At 68.4% G+C, this 14,105-nt stretch carries 10 protein-coding genes, 1 tRNA gene and 3 pseudogenes; 8 read left to right on the top strand and 6 right to left on the bottom strand.

Annotated elements, in window-relative coordinates; genetic code table 11:
* Positions 1–734: 734 nt before the first annotated feature.
* Positions 735–819: transfer RNA gene (locus ACZ3IL_RS27715), tRNA-OTHER, on the bottom strand.
* A gap of 91 nt (positions 820–910) precedes the next feature.
* Between ACZ3IL_RS27715 and ACZ3IL_RS27710 the strand changes: the two genes are divergently transcribed.
* From ACZ3IL_RS27710 to ACZ3IL_RS27685, 6 genes are all read left to right on the top strand, one after another.
* Positions 911–1,123, top strand: a complete 213-nt coding sequence (locus ACZ3IL_RS27710) for a hypothetical protein (RefSeq protein WP_467394634.1) — start codon at positions 911–913, stop codon at positions 1,121–1,123.
* Between the two features lie 37 nt (positions 1,124–1,160).
* The gene (locus ACZ3IL_RS27705) at positions 1,161–3,863 is read left to right on the top strand and encodes a helicase associated domain-containing protein (RefSeq protein WP_467394632.1); all 2,703 of its coding nucleotides are present in this window, start codon (positions 1,161–1,163) and stop codon (positions 3,861–3,863) included.
* 119 nt (positions 3,864–3,982) lie between these two features.
* Positions 3,983–5,014, top strand: a complete 1,032-nt coding sequence (locus tag ACZ3IL_RS27700; protein ID WP_467394630.1) for a YaaC family protein — start codon at positions 3,983–3,985, stop codon at positions 5,012–5,014.
* A gap of 117 nt (positions 5,015–5,131) precedes the next feature.
* Positions 5,132–6,067 (top strand): ABC-three component system protein, encoded by a 936-nt coding sequence (locus ACZ3IL_RS27695; protein WP_467394628.1) that lies wholly within the window; start codon positions 5,132–5,134, stop codon positions 6,065–6,067.
* Positions 6,064–6,330 (top strand): ABC-three component system middle component 6, encoded by a 267-nt coding sequence (locus ACZ3IL_RS27690; protein ID WP_037872348.1) that lies wholly within the window; start codon positions 6,064–6,066, stop codon positions 6,328–6,330. The genes ACZ3IL_RS27695 and ACZ3IL_RS27690 overlap by 4 nt, the downstream gene beginning before the upstream one ends.
* On the top strand, positions 6,308–8,068 hold the full coding sequence (locus tag ACZ3IL_RS27685) for an ABC-three component system protein (protein WP_467394625.1): 1,761 nt from the start codon (positions 6,308–6,310) through the stop codon (positions 8,066–8,068). Before ACZ3IL_RS27690 ends, ACZ3IL_RS27685 begins: the two co-directional genes overlap by 23 nt.
* A gap of 716 nt (positions 8,069–8,784) precedes the next feature.
* Here the strand turns inward: ACZ3IL_RS27685 and ACZ3IL_RS27680 are convergent.
* From ACZ3IL_RS27680 to ACZ3IL_RS27670, 3 genes and pseudogenes are all read right to left on the bottom strand, one after another.
* Positions 8,785–9,123 carry a hypothetical protein gene (locus tag ACZ3IL_RS27680; protein ID WP_467394623.1) on the bottom strand — a complete coding sequence of 113 codons (339 nt, stop codon included), beginning with the start codon at positions 9,121–9,123 and terminating at the stop codon, positions 8,785–8,787.
* Positions 9,124–9,282: 159 nt separating this feature from the next.
* Positions 9,283–9,780, bottom strand: a pseudogene (locus ACZ3IL_RS27675) (HAD domain-containing protein).
* Complete coding sequence (locus tag ACZ3IL_RS27670; RefSeq protein WP_467394621.1) at positions 9,777–11,030, bottom strand: IS256 family transposase; 1,254 nt, start codon at positions 11,028–11,030, stop codon at positions 9,777–9,779. The pseudogene ACZ3IL_RS27675 and the gene ACZ3IL_RS27670 overlap by 4 nt, the downstream one beginning before the upstream one ends.
* A gap of 190 nt (positions 11,031–11,220) precedes the next feature.
* Here ACZ3IL_RS27670 and ACZ3IL_RS27665 point away from each other — a divergent pair, with 190 nt between their 5' ends.
* Positions 11,221–11,715, top strand: coding sequence for a GNAT family N-acetyltransferase (locus ACZ3IL_RS27665; RefSeq protein WP_467394619.1), 495 nt, complete (start codon positions 11,221–11,223; stop codon positions 11,713–11,715).
* A gap of 524 nt (positions 11,716–12,239) precedes the next feature.
* Here the strand turns inward: ACZ3IL_RS27665 and ACZ3IL_RS27660 are convergent.
* Positions 12,240–12,428: pseudogene (locus tag ACZ3IL_RS27660) on the bottom strand (IS630 family transposase); the annotation flags it as partial.
* Positions 12,429–12,541: 113 nt separating this feature from the next.
* Here ACZ3IL_RS27660 and ACZ3IL_RS27655 point away from each other — a divergent pair.
* A complete protein-coding gene (locus tag ACZ3IL_RS27655) occupies positions 12,542–12,919 on the top strand; it encodes a peptidase inhibitor family I36 protein (RefSeq protein WP_467394617.1) in 378 nt (125 codons plus the stop codon).
* A 23-nt stretch (positions 12,920–12,942) separates the two neighbouring features.
* Here ACZ3IL_RS27655 and ACZ3IL_RS27650 read toward each other — a convergent pair.
* A pseudogene (locus ACZ3IL_RS27650) lies at positions 12,943–13,683 on the bottom strand (transposase); the annotation flags it as partial.
* Between the last annotated feature and the right edge of the window lie 422 nt (positions 13,684–14,105).

Below are 14,105 nucleotides of genomic sequence, written 5' to 3'. Positions count from 1 at the left end.
CCCCGCGGAGCGGGTACCACATCGCTGCGCGATGTGCAAGCGAACACCCGCGCTGCGCGCGGGTGTTGCGCTCCCGCTCCGCGGGAGCGCTGGCGGGACGCTGCGCGTCCCGCTCATCAAGCCCGCTGCGCGGGTTTGATGAGGCCCCGTCCGCTGCGCTTCCGGGGCTGCGGGGCTTTGCCCCGCTGGGCCTGGGCTTCGCTTCGCTCTGCCCTGGGCCGGCGGGTCCGCTGCGCTCCCCGCCTTAAGGGTCCTTCCGGCTGCGCCTCCAGGACCCGAGGCCCGCTGACGCGGGCCTGGCTGGCTATGAGGAGCGGGGGTCGCTCGTTCGTGTGGAGGTCTAGGGTGTGGCTGTCTCAGTTAGATGCAGCATGTATCGTTGGCAGAAATCTGGGATACCTGGACGGTCACTCGGGATTCTCCCGACTTTCGAGAGGATGGCCGGGTGGCTGGTCACCACGAATCTACCGGGCCAGATCCCGTGCTGAGCAGCGATTCAATGCTTTGGGTGGCGCAGTATCAGGCGGCGGGTGTGAACGCCCGGTTGAGACTGTTCACGCTCCTGGAGTCGCAGGACGGCGTGCCCACGAGCGAGGCGGGCGACCTGGAGGCCGGAGCGGTCGCCGGGGATCAGTGCGAGGTGGTGGAGCTGGGTGGGATGGCGCCGGCCTCTCGGGGCGAGGTGTTCAAGGACCGCTGGGACGGTGGGGTGGCGGTCGCAAGCCGGGCAGGGTTGGCCAGCACCCGGATTCGAACCGGGGTTTCCGCATCGGGGCGAACCCGAGTGCGGTGTCCTGGGCCGCTAGACGACGCGTGGCCGGGCACAGCTTATCCGCACTCCGGCCGACGGCGCCCCTCCTTTTACAGGTGGGGCTCCGTTCACACACCGCACATCACGGCGCGGAGGCGGGTGCTGGAGGCGCTGGGTGAGGCCGGCGGCCTGTGCACCGCGCGAACGCGGAACGAGGACGGGGACGTCGTGGTCTGCACACTCGGTGCCGGGCACTACGACCCGGACGACAAGCCGCCCTTCAAGGACGGGAAGCCGGGCGGCTGGCACAAGGCCGGCGCGTCGATCTGGAACAACGCGGGTGCGGCTTGCATTCCGCACGCGGCCATTTGAAAGACCACGGGAATTCAGGATCAGGGGAGGCATGGAAATGTCAGCGATACCGCTTAAGGAACACCAGGTAGACCAACGCGCCGCGTTTCGCAGGTGGGCGGGATTCCCTGCAAGATCATCTGTTCCCCCGCAGGGTGCCCGTGCCACGATCGTGTCAGCGACCGGGTCAGGTAAAACGATCATGGCCGCCGCGTGCGCGCTGGAGAGCTTCGCGGACGGCCGGGTCCTCGTGACCGTGCCGACCCTGGACCTGCTCGTGCAGACCGCCCAGGCGTGGCGCGCGGTGGGTCACCGGGCGCCGATGGTCGCGGTGTGTTCGCTGGAGAACGACGCGGTCCTGGACGCGCTGGGGGTGCGGACCACCACGAACCCGATCCAGCTCGCCCTGTGGGCCGGGTCCGGGCCCATCGTCGTGTTCGCCACGTATGCCTCTCTAGTGGACCGGGAGGACGTCGACGCTCCGGAGGGCCAGCGGAAGGTTCGCGGGCCGCTGGAGGCCGCTCTGGAGGGCGGGGCGCGGCTCTACGGGCAGCGCATGGACGGTTTCGACCTCGCGATCGTGGATGAGGCGCACTCAACCGCCGGTGATCTTGGCCGTCCGTGGGCGGCGATCCACGACAACCAGCGGATCCCCGCCGACTTCCGCCTCTACCTGACCGCGACCCCGCGGATCCTCGCCGCGCCCCGGCCGCAGAAGGGCGCGGACGGCCAGGAGGTGGCGCTCGCGAGCATGGCCGACGACCCGGACGGGACGTACGGCGCGTGGATCGCGGAGCTCGGGCTCTCGGAGGCGATCGAGCGGGAGATCCTCGCCGGGTTCGAGATCGACGTCCTGGAGATCCGCGACCCCTCGCCGGTTCTCGGGGAGTCTGAGGAGGCGCGGCGCGGCCGGCGCCTGGCGCTGCTGCAGACCGCGCTCTTGGAGCACGCGGCGGCGTACAACCTGCGTACGGTCATGACGTTCCACCAGAAGGTGGAGGAAGCTGCGGCGTTCGCGGAGAAGCTGCCGGAGACGGCCGCCGCGCTGTACATGACCGACGCCTCCGACGAGGACCTGGCCGCTGCGGACAAGCTGCCGAAGTCTTCGATCGACGCAGAGTTCTACGAGCTGGAGGCCGGCCGGCACGTCCCGCCGGACCGGGTGTGGTCGGCGTGGCTGTGCGGCGACCACCTCGTGGCCGAGCGGCGCGAGGTCCTGCGGCAGTTCGCCAACGGAATCGACGCGAACAACCGGCGGGTCCATCGCGCCTTCCTCGCCTCCGTTCGCGTGCTCGGGGAAGGCGTCGACATCACCGGCGAGCGGGGCGTCGAGGCCGTGTGCTTCGCCGACACCCGCGGCTCCCAGGTCGAGATCGTGCAGAACATCGGCCGCGCGCTGAGGCTTAACCGCGACGGCAGCACGAAGGTGGCCAGGATCATCGTGCCGGTGTTCCTGGAGCCCGACGAGGACCCGGAGGACATGGTCGCCTCCGCCAGCTTCAAGCCGCTCGTCGCCGTGCTCCAGGGCCTGCGCTCGCACGACGAGCGCCTGGTCGAACAGCTCGCCTCCCGGGCGCTCACGAGCGGCAAGCGCAAGGTGCACGTGCGGCGTGACGAGGAGGGGCGGATCGTCGGGGCCGGCGGCGAGAGCTCGGGCGGTGGCGAGGACCAGGAGGACGACGGTGCCGACGCGGCCGCCGAATCGGCACTTCTGCACTTCTCCTCTCCCCGGGACGCGGCGACCATCGCGGCGTTCCTGCGGACCCGGGTCTACCGGCCGGAGTCGCTGGTGTGGCTGGAGGGATACCAAGCCCTGATCCGGTGGCGGGCTGAGAACGAGATCACCGGCGTCCACGCCGTTCCCTACGACGTCGAGGTCGAGGTCGGGGCGACGAAGTCGTTCCCGCTTGGCCGATGGGTGCATCAGCAGCGGAAGGCGCTGCGGGTTGGGGAGCTTCAGGACCGGCGCAAGACGCTGCTGGACGCGCCGGAGGCCGGGATGGTGTGGGAGCCGGGCGAGGAGGCGTGGGAGAACAAGCTCGCCGCGCTCAGGTCGTTCCGGCGGGCTACCGGGCACCTCGCGCCCCGGCAGGACGCTGTGTGGGGCGAGGGCGAGGCGATGGTGCCCATCGGGCAGCACATGGCCAACCTCCGCCGCAAAGGCGGACTGGGCAAGGACCCGGCGCGGGCCGCCGTGCGTGCGGAGCAGCTGGCGGCGATCGACGAGGACTGGAACTGCCCGTGGCCGCTGAACTGGCAGCGCCACTACCGGGTGCTCGCGGACCTGGTCGACGCCGACGGCCACCTTCCCTACATCGCGCCCGGTGTCGTCTTCGACGGTGATGACATCGGCACCTGGAGGTGGCGGCAGCAGGAGCCGGGCACCTGGGCGCAGCTGATGCCCGAGCAGCGCGAGCGGCTGACCAAGCTGGGCGTGCAGGGCGCCGCCCTTCCCGTGGCGGCCGCCAGCCGGGCGGAGCTCCGTCCGGCTCTGGCCGCCGCTCTCAAGGGGCCGAAGAAGCCGGGGAGCAAGGCGGAGGCGGCGTTCCAGCGGGGCCTGGCGGCCCTGGCGCAGTGGGTGGAGAAGGAGGGACAGCGGCCCGTCCCGCGCGGCACGGTCGTGGAGATCGAGGTCGACGGCGAGGCCGAGCCGGTACCCGTACGACTGGGGGTATGGCTCTCCAACACCAAGAGCCGACGGGACAAGCTCACGGTGGAGCAGCGCACCGCCCTCACCGCGCTCGGCATGAAGTGGGCGTGACCCGTACCCCCGTGCGCGAAGAGCGCACGGGGCACCAAGGGCTTCGCTCCGTCGCTGGTCGATTCGGCTACCCGTGGGACCGCCCTCCGACATCACCAGCTGTTGGATAGCGTCCCTCCATGTACATGCGGATCGAACCTCTTGAAGCGTGGGAGAGGCTGCGAGCCAGTCGTTCCAGCCGGCCAGGTAGAGCGAGCGGTGGAGCACGGGCCAAGACGTACGCCACGGCGCTGGAGCAGGCCCAGCAGATGTTCAAGGCAGCCGAGGGTGTGGGCCCACAGACCCGCCCCCTGCTGGTGTTCTACGGCCTAAGTCAGGCTGGCAGGGCGATCGCGGCCGCGGCCGTCGACCTCAAAGGCGAAGACTGGAACCTGATCTCGCACGGCATCCATGCCTCGGGCTACCACCTGGACTTCGCCGACATCGAGATCCGCACGGATCCTGCTGGCACTGCCGGCAGCTTCGTGCGGCTCAGCGAGTTGTTGCGGTCACCGGTCTGGGGCAACGACACGGTCGTGCGGCTGGAGGAAGTCTGGGACACTCTCCCTGCCAACTTGCAATATCCGCTGACCGGCAGGGAGCGGTTCACGCCCCTGTACGCCAGCGCGGACTCGATCGACGGCACTGACTTTCACCCGCTGCTCACCCTGCACGTCGGCGACATCTTGGACCGCGTCGTGGACGACGGCAGCCGCACGGCACTGGATGAATTCCTGCAGAGCTACCCCGGCACCGCCGGGTACGAGGAGTTCGCCCGTCGCCGGATGGGAGCCGGTGCCGAGCCGGACTACGTGCGTCACCACCCTAACGCCGGCTGGCTCTACATGCACTGGAAGATGGCCGCAGAGACAGGCACCAAAGAGGAGCGCCTGGAACGCCTGTCCACGATGACTCGAAACTACGCCGGGCATCGCTACTTCTTCCCCGCCGTCGCGGGCCTGCCGCGTGAACTCCACCCGCTGATGGCGTGGTGGGCGGTGCTGTACGCGCTGTCGATGCTCGCCCGCTACCAGCCCGCCCAGTGGGCGAACCACATCAACGTGGACGGCAGCCGGCACGCGGTGCCCATCGAGAAGATCCTGGAACGGGCCATGGAGCATCTGCCTGTCCTGATCGCGGACACCATCGAGGAAGTCGCCGCCTGGCCGTAGAGGCCGAGCCGAGCTCACATCCGTGACTGGGCGTAAGCAACCACATGATCTGATCAAAGGGTGTTGGGTCTAGTTACACACAGCTACGCTGGCAGCTCTGTGCGCAAAGGGGGGTTCATGCTGTTTGAGCAGCGGATGTATGCACACGTCAAGTTCCTCGAGTTGATGGCGGAGCTCTACGAGAACGAGTTCGAAGACTTCTTCCATCGGCTGATGTGTTTGCGCTATCCAGACTTCCTCGACGTGCGCACGGCTGGCAGCCTGGGTGACAGGTCGGCCGATGGCCTCAGTCTGCATTCGCGCAAGCTGTACGCCTGCTACGCACCACAGACCGTGAAGCCGGACAAGATTCGCAAGAAGTTCGAAGGGGACCTCTCAGGGGCGGTCACCAAGCGGAACGGCGAATTCGACACCTTTGTCTTCGTGCACAACGACAGGCGGGGTGTGCATCCGGAAGTCACATCTCTGCTGGCAAGCGCGCGGGACAGCATGCCTTCGCTGCGATTCGAGCAGATGGGCACCCGGCGGCTGTGGCGCGAGTGCATGCAGCTTGATCAGATGGAGACCGAGGACGTCCTCCGCTGCGAGATCCCCATCAAGGAAACGACTTTCGGCATCGGGATGGAGGACCTGGCGCCGTTGCTGAAGCAGCTGCAGGACATCCGCGCCGAGTCCAATCCTCTGATGTCCCTGCCCGACGTGCCGGTGGAGAAGCTGGACTTCAACCGGATCGAGGGAGCGGATCGGGAGGACCTCCTCCGAGGCATGCGGCAGAGCTACCTGGTAGACGCCTTCTACGCCGGCACCCGGAGCGAGCTGGAGCACGACGAGGTAGCGGAGGGCTTCCGCCTGTACTACCAGCAGGTACGTCGCGACTACAGCGACGCCGACGACGTTCTTTGGCAGCTCAAGATGTACTTCCTGGGGAGCGCCCAGCCGCGACCGAAGGTGCTGCGCGCCGCCCTCGTTGTCCTGGCGCACTTCTTCGAACGATGCGACATTTTCGAGACGCCGCCCGCCGGCTGGCAACCAGGTATCGGACTGACCGCATGATCACTCCCACGAAGGGAATCGCTCCAGACCGCTGCCTGCTCGCCGTCGGCGCGCAGGTTCTCCTCCAGCTCGACGAACCGCGGACCGTCAGCCAGACGTGGGCGCGGCTGAAGAGCTGGCGCGCTGATCAGGCCCATACCTCGCCGGTATCGTTCGAGTGGTTCGTTCTGGCCCTGGACATCCTCTTCGCCATGGGTGCGGTGGAGCTGGTCCAGGACGTTCTCGTCGCAAGGAGTACGGATGCTGCGCCGTCTGAGCGCTGACGACGCACGGTTCAAGACGGTGGAGTTCTCGCCGGGACTGAACCTGCTGGTCGCGGACACCACCTCGTCGTCGGCTGAGACCGACAGCCGTAACAGCGCTGGCAAGTCGAGCGTGATCGAGTTGATCCACTTCCTCCTGGGAGCCAAATCCGCCGGATCGCTGGCCACGAACAAGGCGCTGCGCCACATCACCTTCAGCCTGGCTATGGACTGGCCGTGGCAGGACGCTCCGATCGAGGTACGACGACGCGGAGACAACCCCAAGCTCGTACGGCTGAGCCAGGATGTGTCCGGCGTGCCGGCCGACACCCTCTTTACGGACAGCCAGGACGTCGAGCTGTCCGTGGAGCAGTGGAATCGTGTTATTGAGCGGGACCTCTTCGGGCTGGAGGGAGACCATCCCGGAGTGAGCGGTCGCACGCTCCTGTCGTTCCTCATCCGCCGCGTCTCCGCTCACGGCTTCAACGAGCCGACCCGGACCTTCTCCCGGCAAGCCGCCGCGGAAGCCTCGTCGAACCTTGCCTACCTCCTGGGGCTGGACTGGCAGCTGGTCAACGGATACCGCGAGCTCAATGCCCGCAAAGCAACCAGAGACCAGCTGAGGAAGGCCGTCAACGATCCCGTATGGGGACGGATCGTCGGGTCCACGGCCGATCTCAGGGGCCAGATCACTCTCGCCGAGGCACAGGTCGAACGTCTGCGGGCACAAGTTGCCGCCTTCCAGGTCGTCCCCGAGTACGAGCGGCTCAAGGAACGGGCTGACCAGGTAAGCCGCCGGATCAAGCAGCTCGCCCAAGAAGACGTGATCGACCAGCACAACCTCGAAGAACTCCAAAGCGCGGTCACCGAGACCACCGACGTCGAGGTGTCCTATCTCGAGCCGGCCTACCGCGAGCTCGGGGTCATTCTCAACGACCAGGTGCGGCGTCGCTTCGACGACGTCAAGGCGTTCCACCACTCCGTCGTACGCAACCGGCGCAGGTTCCTGGAGGAGGAGATCCAGGAACTCACCGCTCGCCTGGCCGCCCGGCGCCAGGAGCGTGCCGACCTAGGCGAGGACCAGGCCCGCCTCCTGCGCGAGCTGGCGGACGGTGGAGCGCTGGAAGCGCTGACCGCCCTGCAGACAGCCCTGGGCCGGGAGGAGGCCGCTCTCGGTGCTCTTCGCCACCGCTTCGACGCAGCGCAAGCCCTCGAAGCCAGCGCCCGCCAGATCACCGCCAAGAGCGTTGAACTGCAGCAGGCCGTCGACCTCGACCTCCAAGAGCGCCGCCAGCAGACAGACGAAGCGATCCTGCTGTTCTCCCGGTACGCCCAGCGTCTGTACGGCGAGGGCCGCGAAGCCTACCTCGCCATCGAGGCCGGCCGGACCAGCCTCAGCATCACGCCCCGGATCGACGCCGACGACAGCCGCGGCATCAACAACATGGTCATCTTCTGCTTCGACCTCACCCTGGCCGTCCTCGCGCACCGCCACGAGCGCGGTCCCGACTTCCTCATCCACGACAGCCACCTCTACGACGGCGTCGACGAACGGCAGGTCGCACGAGCCCTCGCGCTAGCAGCCGAAGTGACGGAGGAAGAGCACATGCAGTACATCGTGACCCTCAACACCGACACCCTCAGCACCGCTGCCCAGCGCGGATTCAACCCCGAACCCCACATCCGTAGCCCCCGCCTCACCGACGACGAAGAGGGCGGCCTCTTCGGCTTCCGCTTCAAAGCCGCAGGTAAGGGATAGCGCCGATAGCACGCCGGGTGTGCTGATGGACAGCCACTGCGGCCGGTGGTCCCAGCAGCGAAGGTAGCTGGCCCTGGGTACGGCTGCTGCCCGAGCAGCAGGCACGGCTGGCACAGAATCCCTTCAAGGCCGCCCCTCGGACCGATTACCAGCGCGGCTTGGACTCCGGCGGCAGGCTGTACCGCCCGGACGTCTGGGGTACGGCGCGGGCAGGCTTCGGAACTCCCCTGCCGGGGGTTAGGGCACTTCGTTTGGATCATCCAGCGCTGCGTAACATCGCCCCTCAGGACTGGGGAGGCGTGAGACGTGAGAATCTTCCGAAGAAAGCACAGTGAGCAGCGGATGCCTCCGCCCGAGTTGATTGCCGAGGCCAAGGCAAATCCAGGGGGCTGGGTATACGAGATCGACGGGAACATGGTCGATGGCCCGAACGGGGCCGTGCCCCCTGAGGCCATCATCGCGGCTTGGCAGGTAGACACTCGCGGCCAGCTCTCAGGCGGCTACCAGGCAAATCCGAACTACCGACCTGGGACGACAGGGCAGTAGCTCGTATGAGGCGAGGCGGTACGGCCGTTTCATCCCGGTCGTGGAGGGGCATCTCCACCCGTTACGAGAAGACCGCGACCATCTTCCTTGCCGGGCTCCACATCGCAGGCATCTTCCTCTGGTCTGCCCGGTGATCCCAACGAAACTGCCGAGGGCTCGTAATTGATCATCTATCGGCCTCCCATGAGGAAGAGGGCCGAGGCGGGGTGGGACAGGTCCTTCGCCAGCTTCTCGGTGCCGGCCGCGACGGCCCGGAGCTCGGCGGCGGTCGTGGCCACCTCGGTCTGCGGGTCGTCCTGCTCGATCGTGATCCGGTCCTGGGAGGCCAGCATCTCCAGGACGTCGGCGGTCTGCTCGAATGCCTGCGGGAGGCGGTCGACCAGTGACTTCAGTGCCTGGGTGGCTTCCGACAGAGCGGGCGCCGACAGGGCGTGCGCGTCGTCCAGGAGCACCTCAATCAGGCCCCGGGCCTGCCGGGCCAGCTTCGCCGGATCCGCCTTCGCCGCCATGTCCTCGCTCCTCGCCGTTGGGTGGCGCTCAGTGTTCCAGAACCGCTGCCGGCGGCAGAGCCGTTCTTGAGGGGTCCGGTGGTTCAGGAAGTGGCACGGTTCAGGTCTCCGTCATGTCGGCGAGAGGAATTGTCAATTCCTGTGGATCACCAGGGAGCCTCAAGTGGCTCGCAGCCATTGATCGAGGACGGCGAAGTCGTCGTTGGTGAGGCCGCGGGACGACGCGACGCGGTGGAGGAGGGCCGGGGTGGGGTGGCGGGTGGACACCCAGTCCCGATCGGCGTCGGTGATCTCGTCGTCGACCCAGACGAACGGGCGTCCATCCGCCCATGCCGCCAGGGTTCGGGTTTTCCAGTGGAGGCCGTACCACTGGTCCTCGCGTTCATCCGCGCCAGAGGATTCCGGCCAGTGCACGACCGGCAGGGGCGGCAGGCCGAGCCGCGGTGCTATGTCGGTGTTCGCCGCCTCCTCCCAGGTGGTGGCCTAGACCAGCTCGCACGGCAGTGCCGCGAGGCGGGGCCCGACGCGCGGGTCGAGCCGCGTCAGGTGCGCATCTGTCGCGGTGCCTGACGGCTCGCGTTGCGGGCCGTCGCCGAACGGCAGGAGAGGTCCGTCGACGTCCAGGAACAGCAGCGGGCGTTCGTCGCGCTCACTCACGCCGCGGCCTCCTGCTCACGCTCGACCAGGACGCCGCGTTCGAAGCGGGCACCGTTGCGGACGAGGGAGACGAGGTGGGGTGCGGTGATCGCGCGCCAGCGGGCCTGGGCGGACTCGGCGAGCTTGAACACCATAGCCAGGGCCGCGGTCGGGCTGCCGGCGCCGCGGGTGACCTTGGTCCGCAGCTTCACCGTGCTGAAGGTCGACTCGATCGGATTTGTCGTGCGCAGGTGGACCCAGTGCTCGGCCGGGAAGTCGTAGAACGCCAGGAGCTCATCGACGTCGTCGGTGAGCTTCTTGACGGCCTTGGGCCACTTCGCGCCGTAGACGCGCCCGAAGTCCTTCACCGCCTTCTCGGCGTGATCGCGGTCCTCGGCGTTGTAGATTTCCTGCAGCGCCTTCTTCGCGCCGGGCTGGGCTGATTTCGGCAGGGCGTTGACCACGTTCCGGGTTTTGTGAACCCAGCACCTTTGGTGTCTGGCCTGCGGAAACACCTCGGCCAGGGCCCGCCACAGCCCCATGGATCCGTCACCGACGACGAGCTCGGGATCGCGCATGCCGCGCCGGCGGCAGTCCCGCAGGAGGTCGGCCCAGGACTCGGTCGACTCGCGCAGGCCCTCGGCGAGCGCGATCAGTTCCTTACTGCCGTCGGTGCGCACGCCCATGAGGACCAGGACGCAGGAGCGGGCCTGGCCGAGGCGGACCTTGGGGTGGACGCCGTCGGCCCACACGTACACGTAGTCGGGTCCGGACAGGTCCCTGTCCTGGAAGGCGGCGTGGTCGTCGCTCCACTGCTTGGTCAGCCGGGTCACCGTGGCCGGCGAGAGCCCAGCGGCCGAGCCGAGGAACTGCTCCATCGTGGGCACGAAGTCGCCGGAGGACAGACCGTGCAGGTAGAGCAGGGGCAGGACCTCGCTGATCTTCGGGGACTTCCGGCACCAGGGGGCGAGGATCTTCGACGAGAACCGCTTGCGCTCGCCCGTCTCGCCGTCGACCCGCTTGTCGTTCACCCGCGGCGCCTTCACCGTAATCGGCCCGGCGGCGGTGGCCACCGTCCGCTCGCGGTGGTGGCCGTTGCGGACCACCAGACGGCGACCGGCCTCGTCCCGCTCGCTCGCCAACTCGGCTATGTACTGATTGACTTGAGCTTCCATGGCCGCAGCGAGCATGCGACGGGCGCCCTCGCGGACGATGTCGTCCATCAGGGAGCCGCTCTGGGTGGTGCCGTCCTTGTTGACTACGCTCAGCACGGGCGTGCCTTCCCGACCCGCGCTGCAACGCGGGCCTACTCGATGACCAGAAGTCGATCACTCGGGAAGGTACGCCCTCCGCGTTCCGCGAGGCACCCCTCCCGAGTCCGATCCACAGGTCTTGAGCATTGCTCTGTCGGCGATGGCTGTGGACGGTGCCTACGCGCCGCAGTCCTGGAACACTCGGGGCATGCCGCTCATCCGTGACATCGCCCCAGCCGACTACCCGGTGGTGGAGGAGCTGCTGTACTCGACCGATCTGGGAGACGGCAGGTCCTACGACCCCGGGGGCCTGGCCGTCGTCGTGGCCGAGCTCCACGGGCGTCTCGTCGGGATCGCCGAGTTCGAGCTCCACCGCGACTTCGGGTACGCCGAGGGCCGGGAGGCGCACCCTGGCGAGCAGACGTTCATCTACACGGTGGCCGTCGCCCCTACTGATCGTCGCGGCGGGGTCGGCCGGGCGCTTCTCGCCGAGATCGCCCGCCGGGCCCAGGAAGTCGGCGACACGTTCCTGGCCCTGGTGCCGCAGGACGGCGCCGATGCGGCCGACCGGCAGGCGTTCTTCCAGGCGTGCGGGCTCACGCTCTACGGCCCGGCCGGACCGGGCGCGGCCTGGGGCTGCCCGGTCTCGGAGATCCTCGCCGTGAGTGGCACGGCTGGCGCCGACGTCGGCGGCCCCGGGTAAAACGGCGGGTACGGGATCAGCACGAGGAGTGTGACGAGGTGCTGTACGAGGGCGGGAACTGCACCTGCTGGTCCATCGCACGGTACGGGCCTCCCTCCGAACCCGAGAACTACATGGACAACCTCTGACCACTCCCCCGCCGCTGTGAGGCCCCGGGCCCGCTGACAGGGCCCGGGGTTTCGTACGACAGCAGCATGGCGGCCGGCTGCTACCGGTGGCGCGGGACGGTGACCCGGTCCCCCGCCAGGGCGACGCCGGTCACCGGGTCGCGGCGCACCAGGACGTACAAGGCCCGGTCGGCGTCGCCGGCCGTGAGCCAGCCTCCGGCCCGCGGGATGAGGAAGACCGATCGCTACCAGCTCGCGCGCCCGCGCCCCGCGTGCCACCGACAGTGGCGCGCGGGGCGTTGCGCGTTCCCTGGCGGTCAGGCCGCGGCCCTGTCCGGTCTGGCCGCCGGCTCTTCGTCCTCGTGGGCGATGCGGGCGACGAGGACGGTGGCGTTGCCCGCCTACGGGGCCGGCTGCGCGCAGCCCGCGTCGGACGGTCTGGACGAGGTGTTCGGGGGTGCTGAAGGCGACGTTTGAGAGTCAGCCGCGTCGCAGGAGCGATCAGATCCCCTCGGCGGGGTTGAAGCCGGGTGCGTGGGGCGGCAGTTGGTAGATGGTCAGCCAGTTCCGGGTTTCGGCGATCTTGCACAGGCCGACAGGTTTATGGTTGAACCGTATGCGTGCGCAAGCCGTTTATGACTGCAAGCCCTTGAAGAAGAGGGGCAGAGGCGGCTTCACCATGGTCGCGCTTCCACGGGCAACGACGGGAAGAAGTACTCATGAAACTGACATTCAAGACCTCGATAGTAGGAGCAGTCCTCGCCTCCACCGCCGTACTGGCGGCTCCGGGAACCGCATCGGCCGATGAACCCGTGACCCGCTGCGAAGAAGGCCAGATCTGTCTCTACGACGGCCACAACCTCACCGGGAGCAACCTGCAGCTCCCGTACGGGGTGGACATCCCCAACCTCGGCTGGACGTGGAACGACCGGGCCAGCTCGGTGTGGAACCGTGGCAAGGGGGCCGTCTGCATCTACACCGATGCCGACTACCGCGGCTACCACTACACCATAATGCCGGGTCAGAAGCAGGAACTTTTGTTCCTCTTCGACAACGGAGTGAGCTCCCTCGAGTACGGCGGCTGCGGGGCCCCCTGAGCCGGCTGACCGACCCGAACCCGCTACTGAGTTCGTTGGCGTGGTGTCGTCAGGGTGAGTCCGGTTGCGGCGAGGTATTCGTCGATGGTTTCGCTGCGGTACCGGAGTTCGTGGAGGGTGTGGCGCAGGACGTGCATCAGGTGGTCCGAGTCGGTGAAGGCGGTGTTGTTCTGGCCTGCGCGTCGGACCGGTGCCCAAATGCCTTCGACCGGGTTCAGGTCGGGTGCGTAAGGCGGTAGCTGGTAGGCGGTGATCCAGTCGTGGGCATGGACGAAGGCCGGCAGCCGGGCGTCCAGGTACACGTTGATGTTGTCCCGGACGAGGACGAAGGGGGCGCCGAGTTGCTGGTGGCAGCGGTCAGCAGGTCGCGGTAGCCAGTCCAGGTGAAGCTGCGCCGGCCGCCGCGCTTGTGGTCGGCATGGCGCCTGGGCCGGAAGACCAGGCGTGAGCGTTCGCCCTGTTTGCAGCAGGCCGGGACGGCGATCGAGAACCGGCGCCGGGAGCGGCCCGTACCCGGATCACGGGCGTGTGCCCGCGCTTGGCCCAGGTGCGTGAGGTGGGCGGCGTCATCGAGAAGCCGGCTTCGTCCTCGAAGACGATCCAGTCGTCGAGCGCCGCCGCGGCGTTTTTGCCCGGGGCCAGATCTCCTTCACCCGGCCGGTGACCGTCCCCTCGTCCCGCTCCAGTGCCCGTCGGGCTGGAACCTGGCGGCTTCATCCGTGACGCCGCAGCATCCGCGCGATGGCCGAGAGCGTGAGGGTTTGACGGCCGGCTACTTCCTCGGCCGGGTGCGTCCGTGGCGGCGCCTGGGTGACTGGGCGGTCGACGAGTTCCGGTTCACCGGACCGTGGGTGCTCAGCGGCCGGGGCCGTCAGGCCGTCATGGTCCACCTCCACACCTCGCCGCGCGCCAGCCGGCGGATCGCGCGCGCCTTGGCCGCGAAGGCGCCTCCGCGGGCGCCGGTACCGGTGCGGGACCCGGAATGGGCCGCACGGCGGGCCCGGGACGACGAAGGAGGAGCAGCGTGAACACGGGTTCGTACGACGCGGACGTCTACAGGCTGGAGCCGGCCCGGGTCCGCCGGCACCAGGACGACGCGGTGAACGCCCGCCTGGCAGTGCTCTGGGCCCTGGCCGCCGGAGGGATGCCGGCCGGGCGGGCGGACGGGCTCGTCGCGGTGCTGGAG

It is taken from the genome of Streptomyces sp. NPDC014907, assembly GCF_055562975.1.
The sequence above is the reverse complement of the archived record's forward strand: the minus strand, read 5'-3'. Positions and strand labels throughout refer to the sequence as shown.